Genomic DNA, 21,388 nt, shown 5'->3' on the forward strand with positions numbered 1-21,388 from the left:
TTGAAGATGCCTTTTATTTCGCGTTTCATCCTTCTGCTGGGAGTGCTGCTGGTCAGCGCTTGCGCCCAGCAAGCTCCGGCCTTCGCGCCGCCGTCCGAGCGCCCGGTGGCGGCCAATGAAAAACCATGGCCGAAAAACCACGTGCTGGGTATCGCCTATCACGACGTCGAGGATCGTGATCCCGATCAGGCCGTGGTGGCGGTGCGTACCGAGCGCATGATCGAGCAACTGGCGTGGCTGCGGGAAAACAACTACAAGCCGGTGACGGTCGATCAGATCATGGCCGCGCGCAAGGGCGGGCCGGAACTGCCGCCCAAGGCGATCCTGCTCAGCTTCGACGATGGTTATGCCAGCTTCTATACCCGCGTGCTGCCAGTGCTGCGCGCCTATAACTGGCATGCACTGCTGGCGCCGGTCGGCGTCTGGATCGACACACCGCTGAATCAGCCGGTGGATTTCGCCGGTACCCCGCGTCAGCGCTCCGACTTTCTGACCTGGGATCAGATACGGGAAATCTCGCAATCCGGCCTGGTGGAAATCGCTGCCCACACCGACGCCAGCCACAAAGGCATCCTCGCCAACCCGCAAGGCAACCTGCAGCCGGCGGCCGCGACCCGGCGTTATGATCCTGTGACCAAACGCTATGAGTCCGAAGCGGATTTCCAGGCACGTATCCGCACCGACGTGGCCACCATCTCGGAAAAGATCCGTAAGGCCACTGGCAAGAAACCACGGGTCTGGGTCTGGCCCTACGGCACGGCGGACGGTACTTCGCTGACCGTGGTCGGCGAACAGGGCTACGAAATGGCCCTGACCCTCGATGACGGTCTCGATGCCCTCGACAACCTGATGAGCAGCCCTCGGTTCCTGGTTGCGTCTGACCCGGATGGCGAGCACTTTGCCAACAGCATCGTAGCGGTGCAGTCCGACTCTCCCATGCGTGTGGTGCACGTAGACCTGGACAATGTTTATGACCCGGACCCGGCGCAACAGGAAGTCAACCTCGGCAAGCTGATCCAGCGCATGGCCGACATGGGCGCCAACACCGTATTCCTGCAAGCTTTCGCCGACCCGAAGGGCGATGGCTTGGTGCATTCGATGTACTTCCCCAACCGCCACTTGCCGGTGCGTGCCGATATTTTTGACCGTGTCGCCTGGCAACTGCGTACCCGGGCTCACGTGAAAGTGTTCGCCTGGATGCCGGTGCTGAGCTTTGCGCTGGACTCGAAACTGCCACGGGTCACGCGCTGGGATCCGAAGACCGGCACCACGTCGGTCGACCCGGATCAGTACAAGCGACTGTCGCCCTTCGACCCCGAAGTGCGACGGATCATCGGTGAAATCTACGAAGACGTGGCGCGCCTGACCTCGGTCGACGGCATTCTCTACCACGACGACGCCGTGCTGTCGGATTTCGAAGACGCCAGTCCCGAAGCGTTGAAGGCCTATGTTGCTCATGGTCTGCCGGGCTCGATTGCCGCCCTGCGTGATGATCCGGCGGCCATGCAGCGCTGGACCCGGTTCAAGAGCCGTTATCTGATCGACTTCACCAACGAACTGACCGCCAAGGTCCGCGCGATTCGTGGCCCGCAAGTGCTCACTGCACGCAACATCTTCGCCGAACCGATTCTAAACCCCGAGAGCGAAGCATGGTTCGCACAGAACCCTGACGACTTCCTCGTGAGCTACGACTGGACGGCGCCGATGGCCATGCCGCTCATGGAAAAACAGACCCATGCGCAATCCGGTCCGTGGCTCGAAGAACTGGTGGCGAAGATCAAACAGCGTCCCGGTGCGCTCGATCGCACGGTGTTCGAATTGCAGGCCCGGGACTGGACGAAAAAAGACCAGGCCGATATCGACGGTGCACAACTGGCCGACTGGATGGGCCGCCTCAAGCGTCAGGGCGCGACGAGTTTCGGCTACTACCCGGACAACTTCCTCGAGAACCTGCCGGACCTGAAAACCGTGCGGCCTGCGCTCTCCAACAAATGGAACCCATGACATGCTGGATAGACTGCTGGCCCTGCTTGTTCTGGCGATCGTCCTCGGCGTCCCGCTGGGGCTGATTTTCCTGGTCACCGGGCAATTCCTGATGGACTTCGTGTTTTTCTACCCGCTGTTCATGTCCGGGTTGTGGATTTCCGGTGGCCTGTATTTCTGGCTGCACTGGGAGCGGCACTGGCCGTGGAAGGACGACACGCTGCCGCCGCCGCTGGAAGGCGAACCGCTGATTTCGATCCTGATTCCTTGCTACAACGAGGGCGACAACGCCGCCGACACCATTCACGCGGCGCTGGCCCAGCATTACCCGAACATCGAAGTCATCGCGATCAACGACGGTTCCAAGGACAACACCGCCGAAGTGCTGGATGCGCTGGCCAAGGAAGACCCACGGCTGCGGGTACTGCACCTGGCGGAAAACCAGGGCAAGGCCGTGGCCCTGCGCATGGGCGCCATCGCTGCGCGCAGCGAATATCTGGTGTGCATCGACGGTGACGCGCTGCTGGCGCCGAACACCGCTGCTTACCTTGTGGCACCGATGCTCGACAACGCACGGTTGGGTGCAGTAACCGGCAACCCACGAATCCGCACGCGTTCGACATTGGTCGGGCGGGTCCAGGTCGGCGAGTTCTCGTCGATCATCGGGCTGATCAAGCGCACCCAGCGGGTGTTCGGGCGGATCTTCACTGTGTCGGGTGTGATCGTCGCGTTCCGCCGCACGGCATTAAACCGGGTCGGCTATTGGAGCCCGGACATGATCACCGAAGACATCGACATCAGCTGGAAACTGCAACTGGACCACTGGAGCATCTTCTACGAGCCCCGCGCTCTGTGCTGGATCCTGATGCCGGAAACCCTGGGCGGGCTGTGGAAACAGCGCCTGCGCTGGGCCCAGGGCGGTGCCGAAGTGCTGTTCAAGAACATTCGCGGCATCTGGCAGTACCGTCACCGTTACCTGTGGCCGCTGCTGTTCGAATACTGCCTGTCGACCGGGTGGGCGTTCACTTTCCTGTTGTCGGTGATTTTCTGGGTGATGGGCAAGTTCATGGTCATGCCTGAAGCGATCGCCGTGCATCACCTGATGCCGCCGGCGTTTACCGGGCTGCTGCTGGCCTTTGTCTGCCTGGTGCAGTTCGCGGTCAGCATCATCATCGACCGGCGCTACGAGCCAGGTCTGGGCAAGACCATGTTCTGGGTGGTCTGGTATCCGTTGGTGTTCTGGTTCATCAGCCTGCTGACCACGCTGGTCAGTTTTCCCAAGGTGCTGTTCGGCCAGCATCAGAAGCGTGCGCGTTGGGTCAGCCCGGACCGGGGTATCAAACCCGTCGGGGACGACGAAGAGGAGGTCATCAAATGAAAATCATCCGGACCCGCCAGCGACCATTCCTGGTGGTGGTCGATGTGATCCTCACGGTGCTGGCCTGGGTTGGCCTGCTGTATCTGTTGGTGCGCGGGCTGTGGCCGCTGATCGAAACCCATGCCGGCGGGCCGCGCATCGACAACTCGGCATTCGAAGCGCTGGGAACGTTGCAGATCTACCTGTGGGTGGCGCTGGTCAACGCCGTCATCCTGATTTCCTGGGCTCGTTATCAACAGCGCAAGAGCCGAAGTTTTGCTCAGCGTCGCCTGGCGGCTCCGGTGGTCGACGATGATGGCCTGAGCAAAAGCTTCAAGCTGTGCGATGACCGCCTGCAGAAACTTCGCAGTCCGGGTGTCATCACTATCCACAACAATCAGGACGGGGATGTCAGCCATGTGGTGCCGCACCTGTGGCCGGTGGAGCAGGCGGAATTGCCGCCGCCGCTGGCGCCGCTGGAGCATCCGCGGGTGATTTTTCTGCATGCCGAAGACGACGATAATCGTGAGCCGGTGAACCGTCTGTAAGCGCGGCGATACCAATGGGCGTCATTTGCCACTGCCACGGCACGAACGGTACAGCTATAGTCTGCAGGCCGAAGACGGCCCAACTGCACAAGGTGCTCCCGGAATGACCCGATTGACCTCTCTCAACCCTTGGCTGGCGGCCGTTGCCGTCGCCCTTTGCGTGCAGTTTCCCGCGCAGGCCCAGGAGCGCTTCACCCTCAGCATTCCCGGTGTTTCGGACAACCGTCTGTTCACCGCGGCGGCAGCCAGTGACGCCGCCGGTTGCGGCGGCAAGAACCAGTCGCCGGCGTTGAGCTGGAACGCTGGCCCGGCCGCGACCCAGAGCTACGCCATCGTGATGCACGATCCGGACGGCCAGAAAGGCCTCGGCGTCGATCACTGGGTTCACTACGGCATCAAGGCCACGACCCGGCAGATCCCGGCCGGGATTGGCACCAAGCCGACCTTCGAAGGCCTGGGTGGCACCAACAGCAAAGGCACGACCACCTATGTCGGCCCGTGCCCGCCGACCGGCGACAGTGCGCACCACTACATCATTCAGATCTATGCCCTGGACCTGGCCCCCGACGCCTTGCCGGCCGGTCTGACTCGCGCCCAACTGCTGGAAAAAATCAAAGGCCATGTGCTGCGCAACAGCAGTGCAGTGCGGCGTTATCACCGCTGAAAAAATTTTCGGCGGCGTTTAACCCGGACTGAAAGGGCTGTCCGTCTCAGAGGTTGAATGGATCAATTCTTCCTCGAGGTCAGCCCCCATGTCTCTTCCATCGACGCTTCTGCGACCCCTTGCTGCCGGCATGCTGTTGGCCGTCGCCGGTTGCGGCATTTCCTCCAGTCCGGAATCCGCTGCCGTACTGCCGCCGGCGCAGCTCCCCTCGAAACCCGTGGTGCAGCAAGAAGTGGTCATGGCCGATCACTCCTTGGCCAAGCGCAGCGCGCTGGTGGCGCCGATGGCCAGTTTTGCACCGATGCCGGCCGGGGAAAGTTATCCACAGGACTATCGCACCGAGCCGCGTGAGCAATACGAAACCCTGGCGGATAATCCGATCCACAGCGTTGCCGAAACGCCCGTTTCGACCTTCAGTGCCGATGTGGATACTGGCGCCTACGCCAATGTCCGCCGTCTGTTGAATCAGGGACGCCTGCCGCCGGAAGGCGCGGTTCGGCTGGAGGAGATGGTCAATTATTTTCCCTATGACTACGCGTTGCCCACTGACGGATCGCCGTTCGGCGTGACCACCGAACTGGCCGCGTCGCCCTGGAACCCGCACACCCGTCTGCTGCGCATTGGTATCAAGGCGTCCGACCGCGCGGTGGCGGAGCTGGCCCCGGCCAACCTGGTGTTTCTGGTGGATGTGTCCGGCTCGATGGACCGTCGCGAAGGGCTGCCGCTGGTCAAAAGCACCCTGAAGCTGCTGGTCGATCAACTGCGCGAGCAGGATCGCGTTTCGCTGGTGGTGTATGCCGGCGAATCCAGAGTCGTACTGGAGCCAACCTCCGGACGAGAAAAAGCGAAAATTCGCACAGCCATCGAGCAGTTGACTGCGGGAGGCTCGACCGCTGGTGCCTCCGGCATCGAGCTGGCCTACCAAATGGCGCAACAAGCCTTCATTCCCAAAGGCATCAACCGCATCCTGTTGGCCACCGACGGTGACTTCAACGTCGGCGTCAGCGACTTCGACAGCCTCAAGCAAATGGCTGTGGATAAACGCAAGACCGGGATTTCCCTGACCACCTTGGGTTTCGGTGTGGATAACTACAATGAACACCTGATGGAACAACTGGCGGATGCCGGTGACGGCAACTACGCCTACATCGACAACCTGCGCGAGGCGCGCAAGGTGTTGGTGGATCAGTTGGGTTCGACCCTCGCCGTGGTGGCGAAAAACGTCAAATTGCAGGTGGAATTCAACCCGGCGCAGGTCAGCGAATACCGGCTACTCGGCTACGAAAATCGCGCGCTCAAGCGTGAGGATTTCAGCAATGACAAGGTCGATGCCGGCGAAATCGGTGCAGGGCATACGGTGACCGCGCTGTATGAAATTGTCCCGACAGGCGAGAAGGGCTGGCTGGAACCGCTGCGCTACGGTAAGTCGGAGCCGGCTGTTTCCGGGAAGAGCGGAGAATTGGCGATGCTGCGTGTGCGATATCAAAAGCCTGAAGGTGGGAAAAGTCTGCTGATCGAGCGGCCGATTGCCGGCCAAGTTGTGCCGGCCAGCGAAGACCTGAGATTCGCCGCCGCCGTCGCTGCGTTTTCCCAGCAACTCAAGGACGGCCGCTACACCGGTGACTTCAGCCTCAAAGACACCGAAGCGTTGGCCCGAGGTGCCCGTGGCGATGACCGCTTCGGCCTGCGCAACGAGTTCGTGCAACTGGTGGAACTGGCGCAGAGCTTGCGGACTTCGACCGCCTCCAATGCGCTGCCAAACGAGCGACGGGTTGAATAGTGAGCCGCCTGAAGGGGTTTATCAGCCAGCTGTTTGCCAGCGCAGACAGCCTTGAGGCCAGCAGCGACGAATCGCTGCTGGCCCGTTATCGCGAGGGCGACGGCAAGGCGTTCGAGATCTTGTACGCCCGCCACCGCCAGAGCCTGTACCGTTTTCTGCTCGGTTTGAGCGGCAAGCCGGAATTGGCCGAAGAGGTGTATCAGGAAACGTGGTTGAGCCTGATCCGCAGCGCCAGTCAGCCACAAGGTCGGGCGACTTTTCGTACCTGGTTGTTCCAGATTGCCCGCAACCGTCTGATCGATCACTGGCGCAAACACGGCGCCCATCAGCCGTTGCATGACAGCTACGACGAACAGACCCATGCGGTCAGTGACGATGCGAGCGACCCCGAACAACTGCTGAGCCTCAGCCGCGACAGCCTGCGCCTGGACAGCGCGCTGCAAACCCTGCCTGCCGACCAGCGCGAAGTGTTCCTGCTGCGCGCCCACGGTGACCTCGACCTGGCGCAAATCGCCAGCCTCACCGAAACACCGCTGGAAACCGTCAAGAGCCGCTTGCGCTACGCCCAGCACAAACTGCGTCGGCTGCTGGCCGAGGAGGTACTGACATGACGGACACCCGCCAGACACCCGAAGAGCAACTGCTCAAGCATTATCGCGAGCAACAGCACGGCGAACCGCCGGCGACTCTCGACGCGCTGATTCTCAACGCCGCGCATCGCCAGATCCCGGCACTGAAGCCGAGCCTGTGGCAGCGCTGGCTCAAGGCCTGTCAGAGACCTCGCTACCAGGTAGCTTTCGCCAGTCTGGTCGGCATCGCGCTGATGCTGGCGCTGGTGCAACGCGCCCCGGAACCCGTGGCTCATTACGATTTCGCTCCTGCCGCCAAACCTGCTGCGCCACTGGCCCGCAAGGAGGCCATTGAATCCCGGACGTTGTCAGGCCCTGCTGGCGCGCTGTCCGCACCCGCGCCCGCTCCGATGACGGAAATGGCTGCACCGATGCAAAGCGAGTCGATCAGCGCCGACAGGGCTGACGAAGCCAAAGTCAGCAAACGCGCCGCTGCCCCGGCCAATGGCCTCGACGAGCAACTGCGCGAAGTCTTGCGCCTGCGCGAATCCGGTCAATCACAGGCTGCCGATACCCTGTACAACAATCTGCACAAGCGTTACCCGAGCGTGAATCTGGACCTGCGCCTTGAACAAATCCGTCAGAACTGACCGGGTGATCTCTCAGCCATTTGGCATTGCCCCGCAAAAACGCGCACTATCAGGCCATTGCCGATGCGCTGGAGGATGCCGTGGCCCAAAAAATCGACCGCATCGCCCAAATGCTCAACTGCCCGGTGAAGGGTGAGGAACTGCGGCGAGCAGTGACCGAGAGTCGTAAGGAATTTCTTCTGGCGAAGCAGGCGGAAGAAGATCTGGAGGAAGACGTTCTTGATGATGAGTTGATCGAGGACGACGAAGACAATGATGAATACGACGAGTTTGACTGGACGACGGAGTGAGTCGCCAGTCAGCACCCACAAAAAAGCCCCAGACCTTACGGCCTGAGGCTTTTTCGTTTCTGTTCATGGCGCACCAGGCGGGATTCGAACCCACGACCCCTGCCTTCGGAGGGCAGTACTCTATCCAGCTGAGCTACTGGTGCAGCGGGCGACATCATACCTAGGTCGGCTCGGGGCGTCCATGCCGGGTTTTGGCGCTGATTGTCAGTGCGCGTGTCGGTGGAAAGCGCTGCATTCCATAAAGCTGTAACGTCCTGCAAAAGGCTCGCTTGGCGCTTTGGCGGGACTGAACTAAGGTTTCGTTGCGGCGCAGGCTTGCTGCTCGTTGATCTGAAAAGTCCGGCAAAAGCGGTGTTTTTGTTCTTTTTTTCGAACGACCTATTGTCCTTTACCCCCTTTGATCCTACGATCCGTTTGAGATTTCAAACGCTCTTTGATCGGGTGCCGAGCCGCACGTGTTTGCAACCGTGCACTCTTCAGGTGCTTCAGCCCGGTGAATGATTTCCCTGACGGCAGCCTTGCGAGGCGCCTTTCTACAATCATAATTTTGCTCCGCGCTGGCCGCGGTGCTGTTAAGGAAAGCCGACATGCAGCTTAAAGACACCCAGTTGTTCCGCCAGCAAGCCTTCATCGATGGCGCTTGGGTCGACGCGGACAACGGTCAGACGATCAAGGTCAACAACCCGGCCACCGGCGAAATCCTCGGCACCGTGCCGAAAATGGGCGCTGCCGAAACCCGCCGTGCCATCGAAGCCGCCGACAAGGCGCTGCCGGCCTGGCGTGCACTGACCGCCAAGGAGCGTGCAGGCAAACTGCGTCGCTGGTTCGAGCTGATCATCGAGAACCAGGAAGACCTGGCTCGCCTGATGACCCTGGAGCAGGGCAAGCCACTGGCCGAAGCCAAGGGCGAAATCGTCTACGCCGCTTCGTTCATCGAGTGGTTCGCCGAAGAAGCCAAGCGCATCTACGGTGACGTGATTCCGGGCCACCAGCCGGACAAGCGCCTGATCGTGATCAAGCAGCCGATCGGCGTGACCGCCGCCATCACCCCGTGGAACTTCCCGGCGGCGATGATCACCCGTAAAGCAGGCCCGGCCCTGGCCGCCGGTTGCACCATGGTGCTCAAGCCTGCATCGCAAACCCCGTTTTCCGCTTTCGCCCTGGCCGAACTGGCCCAGCGCGCCGGCATCCCTAAAGGTGTGTTCAGCGTGGTGTCCGGCAGCGCCGGCGACATCGGCAGCGAGCTGACCAGCAACCCGATCGTGCGCAAACTGTCCTTCACCGGCTCGACCGAAATCGGTCGTCAGCTGATGTCGGAATGCGCCAAGGACATCAAGAAAGTCTCGCTGGAACTGGGCGGCAACGCACCGTTCATCGTGTTTGACGACGCGGACCTGGATAAGGCAGTCGAAGGCGCGATCATTTCCAAGTACCGCAACAACGGCCAGACCTGCGTCTGCGCCAACCGTCTGTACATTCAGGATTCGGTCTACGACGCCTTCGCCGAGAAGCTGAAAGTCGCCGTTGCCAAACTGAAGATCGGCAACGGTCTGGAAGATGGCACCACCACTGGCCCGCTGATCGACGAGAAAGCTGTGGCCAAGGTGCAAGAGCACATTGCTGACGCCGTTGCCAAAGGCGCAACCGTGCTGGCCGGTGGCAAGCAGATGGAAGGCAACTTCTTCGAGCCGACCATCCTGACCAACGTGCCGAAAAACGCTGCGGTGGCCAAGGAAGAAACCTTCGGTCCGCTAGCGCCGCTGTTCCGCTTCAAAGACGAAGCCGAAGTGATCGCGATGTCGAACGACACCGAGTTCGGTCTGGCTTCCTACTTCTATGCTCGCGACCTGGGCCGTGTGTTCCGTGTGGCTGAAGCCCTGGAGTACGGCATGGTCGGCGTCAACACCGGGCTGATCTCCAACGAAGTCGCGCCATTCGGCGGCATCAAGGCTTCGGGCCTGGGCCGTGAAGGCTCCAAGTACGGCATCGAAGATTACCTGGAAATCAAATACCTCTGCCTGGGCATCTAAGCCTCGGTAGTAGATCGCTGTAAACGCAAAGGGCACGAGAGCGCTGTCCCTTTGCGTCGTTTCAAACCGGAATTTTCTCTGCGGCCGGGAACGCCGTGGCAGTCGATCATCGCATGCTGCCACCGCCGATTCCTCCCGCTTAATCCTTGAACCACGCCGCCCGATGAGCGGTGAATGAGGACTGTAATGAGCAAGACTAACGCTGACTTGATGGCCCGCCGTACCGCCGCTGTTCCACGTGGTGTTGGCCAGATTCACCCGATCTTCGCCGAGTCCGCGAAGAACGCGACCGTGACCGACGTTGAAGGTCGTGAATTCATCGACTTCGCCGGCGGTATCGCCGTGCTGAACACCGGCCACGTGCACCCGAAAATCATCGCCGCCGTGACCGAACAGCTGAACAAGCTGACTCACACCTGCTTCCAGGTACTGGCCTACGAGCCGTACGTTGAGCTGTGCGAAAAAATCAATGCTCGCGTACCGGGCGACTTCGCCAAGAAAACCCTGCTGGTGACCACCGGGTCCGAAGCCGTTGAAAACGCCGTGAAAATCGCTCGTGCCGCCACCGGCCGCGCTGGCGTGATCGCTTTCACCGGCGCTTACCATGGTCGCACCATGATGACCTTGGGTCTGACCGGTAAAGTCGTGCCTTACTCGGCCGGCATGGGCCTGATGCCAGGTGGCATCTTCCGCGCGCTGTACCCGAACGAGCTGCACGGCGTGAGCATCGACGACTCGATCGCTTCCATTGAACGCATCTTCAAGAACGACGCCGAGCCGAAAGACATCGCTGCGATCATCATCGAGCCTGTGCAGGGTGAAGGTGGTTTCTACGTCGCGCCGAAAGAATTCATGAAGCGTCTGCGCGCCCTGTGCGACCAGCACGGCATCCTGCTGATTGCTGACGAAGTGCAGACCGGCGCTGGCCGTACCGGCACTTTCTTCGCCATGGAACAGATGGGCGTTGCCGCCGACCTGACCACCTTCGCCAAATCCATCGCTGGCGGCTTCCCGCTGGCCGGTGTCTGCGGCAAGGCCGAATACATGGACGCCATCGCTCCAGGCGGCCTGGGCGGCACCTACGCCGGTAGCCCGATCGCTTGCGCCGCGGCCCTGGCCGTGATGGAAGTGTTCGAAGAAGAAAAACTGCTGGATCGCAGCAAGGCTGTCGGCGAGCGTCTGGTCACCGGCCTGAAGGCCATCCAGGCCAAGTACCCGGTGATCGGCGAAGTCCGTGCCCTGGGCGCCATGATCGCGGTCGAGCTGTTCGAAAACGGCGACAGCCACAAGCCAAACCCTACTGCCGTAGCAGCGGTGGTGGCCAAGGCACGCGACAAGGGCCTGATCCTGCTGTCCTGCGGCACCTACGGCAACGTTCTGCGCGTACTGGTTCCGCTGACCTCGCCTGACGAGCAACTGGACAAAGGTCTGGCGATCATCGAAGAGTGCTTCTCGGAGCTGTAAGCCCGGGCACTGTGTGATCGGATCGACAAAAAACCCGCTTCGGCGGGTTTTTTCATGCCCGGGAAACACTTGCGCGGTTTTCAGGTTGTACCGAAACGCCAGCATTGGCTAAGGTTCAAGCATTGCAAGGGAGGGCGAGCATGACTGCCGTCGAATTACCCGCTGTACCCCGGGTCCTGATTGCCGAGGCCGACCCATGGTCTCGTGACCTGCTCAAACAAGTTTTGCTCAACGTACGCTGCGATGCGCGGCTGGATCTGTGCGCCGATGGTCAGGAGGCGATGTCTCTGCTCGGCGAAGTGCCCTATGACCTGGCCATCGTTGACTGGGAGCTGCCCGGTGTCGATGGCTTGAGCGTGTTGCGCAGTGTCCGCCAGCGTAAACGCAATCCGCCGCTGCCGTTCATTCTGATGAGCAGCCGCAACGACAGCGCCAGCGTGCGCGAAGCCCTGCCATTGGCGCCGACGGCCTATCTGGCCAAACCCCTGAACATGGAAAGCCTGACGGAGCGTTTGCAGGGGCTGCTGCTCAATGCCGGCGAGGAAGTGTTCTGCGAAGTGCCTGCACTGGCGCCGGGCATGACCCTGTCGGTGTTCCTCGAGCGTCGTCGCGAGCAGGCCGACGGCGCGCCATTGATGACCGACGTGCAAGTGGCGGTCAAACGCAGCCTCCACCCCAATGGGCTGGATCTGAAGCTGCTGGAAGAGGAAATCCGCACCGACCCACAGATCACTGCGGTGTTGATCGCAGCGGCCAACAGCGCCGCTCAGCACCACGGCGCGGCTGTGCAGACACTGGCCCAGGCGCTGCATCGCCTGGGCACCGGGCAAAGCATGAACCTGATTCTTGGCCTGGCGCTCAAGCGCAGCGCCAGACTCAGCGATCCGTGCCTGGCGGACTACGCGGAGCGCTATTGGGGCCTGTCGCTGCACACCGCTGAATACGCGCGTACTCTGGCGCGTCTGCTCGATCTGGATCAGGAGCGCTGCTATTGCGCCGGGATGCTTCATCGTCTCGGCGATCTGGCACTGCTGCGTTGTTTGCAGGAGTGGAAGCAGGCCGGCGGCGAGCTGGATGAACTGGAAGAAGTCGGTGATGCGCTGGCGGAGTTCGGTGCCGCCTACGGTTCGGCATTGCGCACCCGCTGGCGCCTGCCACTGGAGCTGCGCGAGCTGATTGCCTCGGTCTACCAACTCGGTGGCGGGGTGTACTCCCGCGAAGCGCTGGTGATGAACATGGCGGCGCAGATGGCACGGCTGACCGAGCACGAGGGTGTTGAGGAGCTGGCGAAGAGTCGCACGGCGCGCTTGCTCAAGATCGGGTTGCCGGAGCTGATGCGGATGCGCAAATAGCGCTCGTCCCGCATCAGCGCGGTGTTCAGGCCGAGATGATCCGGTTCTTGCCCTGACGCTTGGCCTCGTACATCGCTGCATCGGCCCGGGCGAACAGACTGTCCAGGCTTTCGTCTTTCGGGGTAAGGCTGGTCAGGCCCTGGCTGACGGTGATGCCGAACACTTGTTCGCCGTGGCTGAAGCTCAATCGCTGGATTTCCTGTTGCAGCCGCTCGGCCACCTGCATCGCCATGTCCGGCGCACAGCCCGGAAAAACCGCAGCAAACTCTTCACCGCCAATCCGTCCGAACAGGTCGCCCCGGCGCAGCGAGGCACGCCCGCATTCGGCGATTCGTTGCAGCACGTTGTCGCCTTCCGGGTGACCGTAGGTGTCGTTGATCACCTTGAAGTCATCGATGTCCAGCAGCAGAAACGCCAGTGGCGCACCCTGCAGGCGGGCTTCTTCAAACTCGCGATTGGCGCATTCGAAGAAGTGTCGACGGTTGCTGCTCTGGGTCAGCACGTCGGTGGTGGCCAGGCGTTGCAACTCGGTTTCCATCTGCTTCTTTTCGGTGATGTCTTCAGCGATGCCGACGATGATCACCGGTTGTCCCGGTTCTTCCTGGCGGTTGATGAAGCACTTGTCGCTGATCCAGCGCACCCGACCGTCGGCGCCGATGATCCGGTATTCGCGGTCTTCCACGGCGCCTTTGTGCAGCACTTCGGCGAGGCTGCGTTCGGCGTATTCCAGATCCTCGGGGTAGATGCTGTCACGCCACTGGTTATGGTCGGCGAGTAGCAGGGCGGCCGAACGGCCGAAAATCCGTTCATAGGCGGGGCTGACGTACAGCACCTGACGGGTTTCCCAGTTGAAGGCCCAAAGCACGGCGTTGACGCTGACCAGCAGCGAACTGAACAGCTGTTCGCGTTCACTCAGGCGTGCCACTTCGCCCTGGGCGTGCATCAATGCCATCAGGGTTTGCGCGGCTTCTGGCCACTGGGGAAGGGATGAGTCTTTTTGATTGTTGTTGACCATCGACACGGATCTCAAAGGGCGTGCCGATCAGTCGACAACGGCCACGGGACAACCCGCCGGGGGTGGCGAAGTGTCTTTGAGATAGGGGATCGGAGGTGAAGTTCCGAAGGGTGCGCCCGGGAACCGGGCGCACCGATCAACGGCATCAGACGGCGGCAGGGCGTAGCGAGTAGGTCTTCAATTGGTTGGCGAATTCGCGCAGGGACTGGATGCCACTGGCCTCGGCCTCGTGAACCCATTCCTTGATGGCCGCGAGCATGTCGTGACCATTTGCGCTGGTTTTGACCCAGATCTGCTGCAGGGCCAGGCGTTTCTCGTAGATTACCTTCAGCGCCTGACTGTGCTCGAGCATGTTCTGGATGCGCGCGTGGTGGCGATCCTCCAGCAGGCTGGTTTCACGGGATAGCAGACGCTTGGCGCGGTGGAACTGGTGGCGTACCGAATGATCGACCTTGTCCAGCTCCTGCTTGACCAGCGGTCCGATCACCAGCTTGCGGTACTGGGCCATGATCTGGAAACGGTTGTTGAGGATCGCCATGGCGGTGTCCATGTCCAGGCTGCCCTTGCCTTCGACGCGGTGAGCGATCGGCGCGACCCGCTGCACCTTGGCCAGGCGCAGGAAGCTGAAGATCTGGATCCAGGCCCAGCCGAGGTCGAATTCCCACTTCTTGACCGACAACTTGGCCGAGTTGGGGTAGGTGTGATGGTTATTGTGCAGTTCTTCGCCGCCGATCAGGATGCCCCATGGCACCAGATTGGTCGCTGCATCGCGACATTCGAAATTGCGGTAGCCGATGGCATGGCCGAGACCATTGACCACGCCGGCCGCCCAGACCGGAATCCACATCATCTGGATTGCCCAGATGGTGATGCCGATGGTGCCGAACAGCAGCAGGTCAACGACCGCCATGATTGCAATGCCCAGCAACCGGTAGCGGCTGTACAGGTTGCGCTCGATCCAGTCTTCGGGGCAGTTCTTGCCGTAGATGCGCAGGGTCTCGGCGTTCTGCGCTTCCTCGCGGTACAGCTCGGCACCTTTGCGCAGGACGGTAGACAGGCCTTTGACGACCGGACTGTGCGGGTCATCCTCGGTTTCGCATTTGGCGTGGTGCTTGCGGTGGATGGCCGTCCACTCACGGGTGTTCTGCGCGGTGGTCAGCCACAGCCAGAAACGGAAGAAATGCTTCAGGCCGGCATTCAGCTCCAGGGAGCGATGGGCCGAGTAGCGGTGCAAGTAGACCGTGACGGCAACGATCGTCACATGGGTCATCAGCAGGGTGACGGCGACCAGTGACCAGGCCGACAAGCCAAGAAAACCTTCGTACCACATAGGCTATAGGGCCCTCGATAGAGAAAAAACAGCCGTTGCATTATCACCAAGCACACAGATAAAACCAGTCGCCCTTTCAGATAAGAGATGGCTGGATGTTTCTTGACCTATAATCCCGACATTTTTGTAGGGACATGGACGGCCGAATGTCTGCCACATACCGCGATGCCTTGCGTGCAGCGCTGCTTTACCTGGTTCTTGCCGTTGTCTGGCTGCAAGGCATTGGCTATTTATTGAACAGTTTCTTCGATAGCTCTGATCAGTTGCTGCGTTGGCAACTGATCAACGGCTATGCCTTTGTGGTGTTCAGCGCCGGTTTGATCTTTCTTGCCCGGGCGCGCCTGTTCGAATGCCTGGGCATCGGTGCACGGTTGCGTGAGCGCCAGGCCGATCGTGAACGCCTGCGTCAGGCGGCTGCGGTGTTCGATTGCACCCGCGAAGGTGTGCTGGTCACGGACCGACAGGGGCTGATCGTGCACGTCAATCGTGCCTTCATGGAGATCACCGGTTATCAGCGCGATGAAGTCATTGGCCAGCAGCCCAGCCTGTTCAAGTCCGGCCATCATCCGCCGGGTTTTTATCAGGCGATGTTCGCCACGTTGCAGGCGCAGGATGAATGGAGCGGCGAGATCTGGAACCGGCGCAAGAGCGGTGAAATTTATCCACAGTGGCAAACCATTCGGGTGATTCGCGATGAGGACGATCGGCTCAGTCATTACGTCGCGGTGTTTTCCGACATCAGCGCGATCAAGGATTCCGAACACGAACTCAAGCACCTGGCTCACCACGATCCGCTGACCGACCTGCCCAATCGCCTGCTGTTCAGTGATCGCGCCGAACAGGCACTGGCTTCGGCACAGACCCACAAGCGCGGCTGCGCACTGCTGATGATCGACCTCGATCACTTCAAACTGATCAACGACAGTCTCGGCCACAACATCGGTGACCGTTTGCTCAAGGCGGTTGCTGTGCGTTTGCAGGCGCTGTTCGGATCGGGCATCACCCTGGCGCGGCTGGGTGGCGACGAGTTCGCGGTGTTGATGGAAAGTTGTCCACAGCCGGCGCAGGCCGCTGCACTGGCCCAACGGATTCTCGATGCACTCAAGGAGCCGTTCTGCCTCGACGGCCACGAATTGTTCATCAACGCCAGCCTCGGCATCAGCCTGTTTCCCAGTGATGCGTTGAGCGCCGAACAGCTGTTGCGCAACGCCGATGCGGCGTTGTTCAAGGCCAAAAGCAGCGGCCGCAACGGCTATGCGTTGTACACAGAAGAACTCACGGCCCATGCCCAGCAACGGGTCGAGATTGCCTTCGAATTGCGCCGCGCGCTGGAGCAGCAGGAGTTGCGGGTCTATTACCAGCCCGTCCACGACCTGCAGACCAGTCGCCTGATCGGCGTCGAGGCGCTGGTGCGCTGGGAGCATCCGCAGCGGGGGCTTGTGTCACCCGCGGAGTTCATCCCGATTGCCGAGCGCACCGGGATGATTTCGGAAATCGACGCCTGGGTCATGCAGCAGGCCTGTCGACAGATGTGCCAATGGCAGCGGGCCGGGGTAGTGCTGTCGTTTGTCGCGGTTAACGTGTCGTCGCGGCTGTTCGCCCGCCGCGAGCTTTATCAACAGGTGGCGCAGGTGCTGCACGATACCGGTCTGGACCCGGCCTATCTGGAACTGGAAGTTACCGAGAGCGCGGTGATGGATGATCCGGAAGTCGCGCTGGAACAGATGCATCGTCTGCGCGAGCTGGGCATTCGCCTGGCCATCGATGACTTTGGTACCGGTTATTCGTCGCTGCTGCGGCTCAAGCGCCTGCCGGTGCAGAAGCTCAAGATCGATCAGGGCTTCGTCGCCGGACTGCCGTGGGACGAGGACGATGCGGCAATCGTCAGGGTGATCATCGCTTTGGCCCGCAGCATGGGCATGCAGGTGCATGCCGAGGGCATCGAGCAGGCCGAGCAGGCGGCATTCCTGCTGGAGCAGGCGTGCGATCTGGGGCAGGGCTACTGGTTCGGGCGGCCGGTGCCTGAAGCTCAGATCGACTGGGCCAGAGCGCCGGCAATCGGCTGAAGGATATGCGCAGCGGGTTTGTGAACGGGCAAATCCGCCGCAACCCCTTGCTGCATCACATAATGTTTTCCAGTTATATAAACATTCTTAAATAGTCTTTTTAAGAATATCTGCGCCTCTCTTATATTGCTCCCACGCCGAACGCAGTGCCGCCCACTGCCAGGCATATCCCATACAAAGGAGCAGCACCATGAGCGCATCCCTGCGTAGCGTTGACGGTCAGGACGAAACCACCATCTTGCGCGAAATCCAGAGCGCCTTGCGCGATCTGCGTTTCGGCGCGGTGGAAATCACTGTGCACAACGCCCAAGTGGTCCAGATCGAACGCAAAGAGAAATTCCGTCTGCAGCAACCGGGTAACAAGCCGGCCTGATTCGTAGTCTGCGGCAGCTCCTGCGGGGAGCTGTTGGCAGAAGCTGCCACAGGCTGCGGTCGTTGAATGAGCAACCCGATTCCAGCAATACATAAGAAAAAGCCACCACCAAGAATTCCAGGAGCTTTCACCATGTCGTCGATTCGCCGTTACGCTTTGGCCGCCCTGGCCAGTGCTGTGTTTGCCGGTTCCGCGGTTGCCAAGGATTACGAATTGCTCAACGTTTCGTATGACCCGACGCGCGAGCTGTATCAGGATTACAACGCCGAATTCGTGAAGTACTGGCAGGCAGAGCATGCCGGCGACACCGTGAAAATCCAGCAATCCCACGGCGGTTCGGGCAAGCAGGGCCGTGCGGTGATCGACGGTCTGCGCGCCGACGTCGTGACCCTGGCACTGGCCGGCGACATCGACGAAATCGCCAAGCTCGGCAAGACCCTGCCGGCCGACTGGCAGAAGCGTCTGCCGGACGCCAGCACCCCGTACACCTCGACCATCGTGTTCCTGGTGCGCAAGGGCAACCCGAAAGGCATCAAGGACTGGGGCGACCTGATCAAGAACGACGTTTCGGTGATCACGCCGAACCCGAAAACCTCCGGCGGTGCACGCTGGAACTTCCTCGCGGCATGGGCCTACGGCCTGAAAGCCAACGGCGGCAACGAAGCGAAAGCCAAGGAATACGTACAGACCCTGTTCAAGCACGTTCCGGTCCTAGACACCGGCGCCCGTGGCTCGACCATCACCTTCGTCAACAACGGTCAGGGTGACGTGTTGCTGGCCTGGGAAAACGAAGCCTTCCTGGCGCTGAAAGAAGACGGCGGCAAGGACAAGTTCGACATCGTCGTGCCTTCGCTGTCGATCCTCGCCGAACCTCCGGTGGCCGTGGTCGACAAGAACGCCGAGAAGAAGGGCAACGAGCAGATCGCCGAAGCCTACCTCAAGCACCTGTACAGCCCGGCCGGCCAGGAAATCGCGGCGAAGAACTTCTACCGCCCGCGTGACAAGGACGTGGCCGCCAAGTACGCCCAGCAGTTCCCGAAACTGGAGCTGGTGACCATCGACAAGGACTTCGGCGGCTGGAAAACCGCACAGCCGAAATTCTTCAACGACGGTGGCGTGTTCGACCAGATCTATCAGGCGCAGTAATCTGAAATAGGTCATAAACGAGCCCCGATTTAACCGTCGGGGCTTTGTGCGTTCTCAAACCAAGGACTTTTATGTCGCGTCGTATCTCCCCCGTCATACCCGGCTTCGGGCTGACGCTGGGCTACACCTTGGTGTACCTCAGCCTGATTGTGCTAATCCCGCTGGCGGCGATGTTCGTCCACGCCGCCCAACTCACCTGGGATCAGTTCTGGACGATCATCTCCGCGCCCCGTGTTCTCGCCGCATTGAAGCTGAGCTTCGGCACCGCGCTGTGCGCCGCGATCATCAACGGCATCATCGGCACGTTGCTGGCCTGGGTGCTGGTGCGCTACACGTTCCCGGGGCGCAAGGTGATCGATGCGATGATCGATCTGCCGTTCGCCCTGCCGACCGCGGTGGCCGGTATTGCGCTCACTGCGCTGTACACGCCGACCGGGCTGGTCGGGCAATTTGCCGCCGACCTCGGTTTCAAGATCGCCTACACCCCGCTCGGGATCACTCTGGCGCTGACCTTCGTGACCCTGCCGTTCGTGGTGCGCACGGTGCAGCCGGTGTTGGCCGACATTCCCCGTGAAGTCGAAGAAGCGGCGGCGTGCCTCGGTGCCAAGCCGCTACAAGTGTTCCGCCACATCTTGCTGCCGGCACTGTTGCCAGCCTGGCTGACCGGTTTTGCCCTGGCGTTTGCCCGGGGCGTCGGCGAGTACGGTTCGGTGATTTTCATCGCTGGCAACATGCCGATGAAAACCGAGATCCTGCCGCTGCTGATCATGGTCAAGCTCGATCAATACGACTACACCGGCGCCACTTCCATCGGCGTGCTGATGCTGGTGGTTTCCTTCGTCCTGTTGCTGCTGATCAACTTGCTGCAGCGGCGCATCGAAACCCCATAAGGAGGCGCGAACCATGTCCCAATCGTCTATTGCGGCCGCTTCCTCGGCCAACGCCGCCCGCCGTGGCAGCGCGACTTCGCGCAGAGTGCTGATCGGCCTCGGCTGGCTGATTTTCTTCCTGTTCCTGCTGCTGCCGCTGTTCATCGTGGTGTCGCAGGGTTTGAAAAACGGCCTCGGTGCATTCTTCACCGCGATCTTTGAACCGGATGCCTTGTCGGCGCTGAAACTCACCGTGATCGCCGTGCTGATTTCGGTGCCGCTGAACCTGGTGTTCGGTGTCAGCGCCGCGTGGTGCGTGAGCAAATACTCGTTCCGTGGCAAGAGTATGCTGGTGACGCTGATCGACCTGCCGTTCTCGGTCTCGCCGGTGATCGCCGGTCTGGTCTACGTGTTGATGTTCGGCGCCCAGGGCCTGTTCGGGCCGTGGCTGCAGGATCACGACATCCAGATCGTCTTCGCCCTGCCGGGCATCGTGCTGGCGACGATCTTCGTCACAGTGCCGTTCGTGGCCCGTGAGCTGATCCCGCTGATGCAGGAACAAGGCACTCAGGAAGAAGAAGCCGCGCGCCTGCTCGGTGCCAATGGCTGGCAGATGTTCTGGCATGTGACCGTCCCCAACATCAAATGGGGCCTGATCTATGGTGTGGTGCTGTGTACCGCACGGGCCATGGGTGAGTTCGGCGCGGTGTCGGTGGTTTCCGGGCACATTCGCGGGGTGACCAACACCTTGCCGCTGCACGTCGAGATCCTCTACAACGAATACAACCACGTGGCCGCGTTCGCTGTGGCGAGCCTGTTGCTGATCCTGGCGCTCTTCATCCTGCTGCTCAAGCAGTGGAGCGAAAACCGTATCAACCGCCTGCGCGCCAGCGCCGCGGAGGAATAGTTCATGTCAATCGAAGTGCGTAACGTCAGCAAGAATTTCAATGCGTTCAAGGCGCTGGACAACATCAGCCTGGATATCCACAGCGGTGAACTGGTGGCGCTGCTCGGCCCGTCCGGCTGCGGCAAGACCACCTTGCTGCGCATTATTGCCGGTCTGGAAACCCCGGATAACGGCAACATCGTGTTCCATGGCGAAGATGTGTCCGGCCACGACGTGCGTGATCGCAACGTGGGTTTCGTGTTCCAGCACTACGCCCTGTTTCGCCACATGACTGTGTTCGACAACGTCGCGTTCGGCCTGCGCATGAAACCGAAAAACCAGCGCCCGAGCGAGAGCCAGATCGCGACCAAGGTTCACGAGCTGCTGAACATGGTGCAACTGGACTGGTTGTCGGATCGTTATCCGGAGCAACTGTCCGGCGGCCAGCGTCAGCGTATCGCTCTGGCTCGCGCCCTGGCGGTAGAACCGAAAGTGCTGTTGCTCGACGAGCCGTTCGGCGCCCTCGACGCCAAGGTGCGTAAAGAGCTGCGCCGCTGGCTGGCGCGTCTGCACGAAGACATCAACCTGACGTCGGTGTTCGTGACCCACGACCAGGAAGAGGCGATGGAAGTGGCCGACCGCATCGTGGTGATGAACAAGGGTGTGATCGAACAGATCGGCTCTCCGGGCGATGTTTACGAAAACCCGGCCAGCGATTTCGTCTATCACTTCCTCGGCGACTCGAACCGTCTGCATCTGGGCGATGACAATCACGTGCTGTTCCGCCCGCACGAAGTGTCGCTGTCGCGGCATGAGCTGGAGGATCACCACGCCGCTGAAGTCCGCGATATCCGGCCGTTGGGTGCGACCACGCGGGTAACGTTGAAGGTAGAAGGCCAGACGGATCTGATCGAGGCGGAAGTGGTGAAGGATCACGACAGCCTGACCGGATTGGCGAAGGGGGAGACGTTGTTCTTCAAGCCGAAGGTCTGGCAGAAAGTCGCCAGCCTCTAAAA

Annotated in this window: 19 protein-coding genes and 1 tRNA gene; 17 read left to right on the forward strand and 3 right to left on the reverse strand. The window is 61.0% G+C overall.

The window, feature by feature from the left end; genetic code table 11:
- The first annotated feature begins 6 nt into the window (after window positions 1-6).
- From pgaB to NH234_RS01890, 8 genes are all read left to right on the forward strand, one after another.
- Window positions 7-2,004: a poly-beta-1,6-N-acetyl-D-glucosamine N-deacetylase PgaB gene (gene pgaB / locus NH234_RS01855; RefSeq protein WP_367255511.1), complete on the forward strand. Its 1,998-nt coding sequence runs from the start codon at window positions 7-9 to the stop codon at window positions 2,002-2,004.
- A gap of 1 nt (window position 2,005) precedes the next feature.
- Window positions 2,006-3,361 (forward strand): poly-beta-1,6-N-acetyl-D-glucosamine synthase, encoded by a 1,356-nt coding sequence (pgaC, locus tag NH234_RS01860; RefSeq protein WP_085733398.1) that lies wholly within the window; start codon window positions 2,006-2,008, stop codon window positions 3,359-3,361.
- Window positions 3,358-3,888: a poly-beta-1,6-N-acetyl-D-glucosamine biosynthesis protein PgaD gene (gene pgaD, locus NH234_RS01865; protein WP_085733397.1), complete on the forward strand. Its 531-nt coding sequence runs from the start codon at window positions 3,358-3,360 to the stop codon at window positions 3,886-3,888. The genes pgaC and pgaD overlap by 4 nt, the downstream gene beginning before the upstream one ends.
- Before the next feature lie 103 nt (window positions 3,889-3,991).
- The gene (locus NH234_RS01870) at window positions 3,992-4,552 is read left to right on the forward strand and encodes a YbhB/YbcL family Raf kinase inhibitor-like protein (protein ID WP_085733396.1); all 561 of its coding nucleotides are present in this window, start codon (window positions 3,992-3,994) and stop codon (window positions 4,550-4,552) included.
- An 88-nt stretch (window positions 4,553-4,640) separates the two neighbouring features.
- Window positions 4,641-6,332, forward strand: coding sequence for a von Willebrand factor type A domain-containing protein (locus NH234_RS01875; protein ID WP_367255513.1), 1,692 nt, complete (start codon window positions 4,641-4,643; stop codon window positions 6,330-6,332).
- 29 nt (window positions 6,333-6,361) lie between these two features.
- Window positions 6,362-6,943 carry an RNA polymerase sigma factor gene (locus tag NH234_RS01880; protein WP_367257111.1) on the forward strand — a complete coding sequence of 194 codons (582 nt, stop codon included), beginning with the start codon at window positions 6,362-6,364 and terminating at the stop codon, window positions 6,941-6,943.
- A complete protein-coding gene (locus NH234_RS01885; RefSeq protein ID WP_367255515.1) occupies window positions 6,940-7,551 on the forward strand; it encodes a hypothetical protein in 612 nt (203 codons plus the stop codon). Before NH234_RS01880 ends, NH234_RS01885 begins: the two co-directional genes overlap by 4 nt.
- 20 nt (window positions 7,552-7,571) lie before the next feature.
- Window positions 7,572-7,841 carry a hypothetical protein gene (locus NH234_RS01890; RefSeq protein ID WP_256576049.1) on the forward strand — a complete coding sequence of 90 codons (270 nt, stop codon included), beginning with the start codon at window positions 7,572-7,574 and terminating at the stop codon, window positions 7,839-7,841.
- 66 nt (window positions 7,842-7,907) lie between these two features.
- Here NH234_RS01890 and NH234_RS01895 read toward each other — a convergent pair.
- Window positions 7,908-7,984, reverse strand: a tRNA-Arg gene (locus NH234_RS01895).
- Between the two features lie 444 nt (window positions 7,985-8,428).
- Here NH234_RS01895 and gabD point away from each other — a divergent pair.
- The 3 genes from gabD to NH234_RS01910 all read left to right on the forward strand — a co-directional run bounded on the left by gabD (window position 8,429) and on the right by NH234_RS01910 (window position 12,687).
- Complete coding sequence (gene gabD / locus NH234_RS01900) at window positions 8,429-9,871, forward strand: NADP-dependent succinate-semialdehyde dehydrogenase (RefSeq protein ID WP_085733392.1); 1,443 nt, start codon at window positions 8,429-8,431, stop codon at window positions 9,869-9,871.
- A 186-nt stretch (window positions 9,872-10,057) separates the two neighbouring features.
- Complete coding sequence (gene gabT / locus NH234_RS01905; protein WP_085733391.1) at window positions 10,058-11,335, forward strand: 4-aminobutyrate--2-oxoglutarate transaminase; 1,278 nt, start codon at window positions 10,058-10,060, stop codon at window positions 11,333-11,335.
- Between the two features lie 140 nt (window positions 11,336-11,475).
- A complete protein-coding gene (locus tag NH234_RS01910) occupies window positions 11,476-12,687 on the forward strand; it encodes a response regulator (protein WP_085733390.1) in 1,212 nt (403 codons plus the stop codon).
- Between the two features lie 25 nt (window positions 12,688-12,712).
- On the opposite strand, the gene NH234_RS01915 is transcribed toward NH234_RS01910, so the two are convergent.
- Both NH234_RS01915 and desA read right to left on the reverse strand, forming a co-directional pair.
- A complete protein-coding gene (locus tag NH234_RS01915; protein ID WP_367255517.1) occupies window positions 12,713-13,702 on the reverse strand; it encodes a GGDEF domain-containing protein in 990 nt (329 codons plus the stop codon).
- 145 nt (window positions 13,703-13,847) lie between these two features.
- Window positions 13,848-15,032, reverse strand: coding sequence for a delta-9 fatty acid desaturase DesA (gene desA, locus NH234_RS01920; RefSeq protein ID WP_085733388.1), 1,185 nt, complete (start codon window positions 15,030-15,032; stop codon window positions 13,848-13,850).
- A gap of 146 nt (window positions 15,033-15,178) precedes the next feature.
- On the opposite strand from desA, the gene dibA reads away from it, so the two are divergent.
- The 6 genes from dibA to NH234_RS01950 all read left to right on the forward strand — a co-directional run bounded on the left by dibA (window position 15,179) and on the right by NH234_RS01950 (window position 21,386).
- Window positions 15,179-17,098 (forward strand): phosphodiesterase DibA, encoded by a 1,920-nt coding sequence (gene dibA, locus NH234_RS01925; RefSeq protein ID WP_085733387.1) that lies wholly within the window; start codon window positions 15,179-15,181, stop codon window positions 17,096-17,098.
- Window positions 17,099-17,288: 190 nt separating this feature from the next.
- On the forward strand, window positions 17,289-17,471 hold the full coding sequence (gene oscA, locus NH234_RS01930; protein ID WP_085733386.1) for a sulfur starvation response protein OscA: 183 nt from the start codon (window positions 17,289-17,291) through the stop codon (window positions 17,469-17,471).
- 132 nt (window positions 17,472-17,603) lie between these two features.
- Window positions 17,604-18,617 (forward strand): sulfate ABC transporter substrate-binding protein, encoded by a 1,014-nt coding sequence (locus NH234_RS01935; RefSeq protein ID WP_065257482.1) that lies wholly within the window; start codon window positions 17,604-17,606, stop codon window positions 18,615-18,617.
- Window positions 18,618-18,688: 71 nt separating this feature from the next.
- Window positions 18,689-19,507 carry a sulfate ABC transporter permease subunit CysT gene (cysT, locus tag NH234_RS01940; RefSeq protein WP_007952818.1) on the forward strand — a complete coding sequence of 273 codons (819 nt, stop codon included), beginning with the start codon at window positions 18,689-18,691 and terminating at the stop codon, window positions 19,505-19,507.
- A gap of 13 nt (window positions 19,508-19,520) precedes the next feature.
- Window positions 19,521-20,393: a sulfate ABC transporter permease subunit CysW gene (cysW, locus tag NH234_RS01945; protein WP_085733385.1), complete on the forward strand. Its 873-nt coding sequence runs from the start codon at window positions 19,521-19,523 to the stop codon at window positions 20,391-20,393.
- A 3-nt stretch (window positions 20,394-20,396) separates the two neighbouring features.
- Entirely contained in the window at window positions 20,397-21,386 is a 990-nt protein-coding gene (locus tag NH234_RS01950) for a sulfate/molybdate ABC transporter ATP-binding protein (protein ID WP_085733384.1), read from the forward strand.
- Window positions 21,387-21,388 lie beyond the last annotated feature (2 nt).

This window comes from Pseudomonas sp. stari2 (assembly GCF_040760005.1).
Lineage (GTDB): Bacteria > Pseudomonadota > Gammaproteobacteria > Pseudomonadales > Pseudomonadaceae > Aquipseudomonas.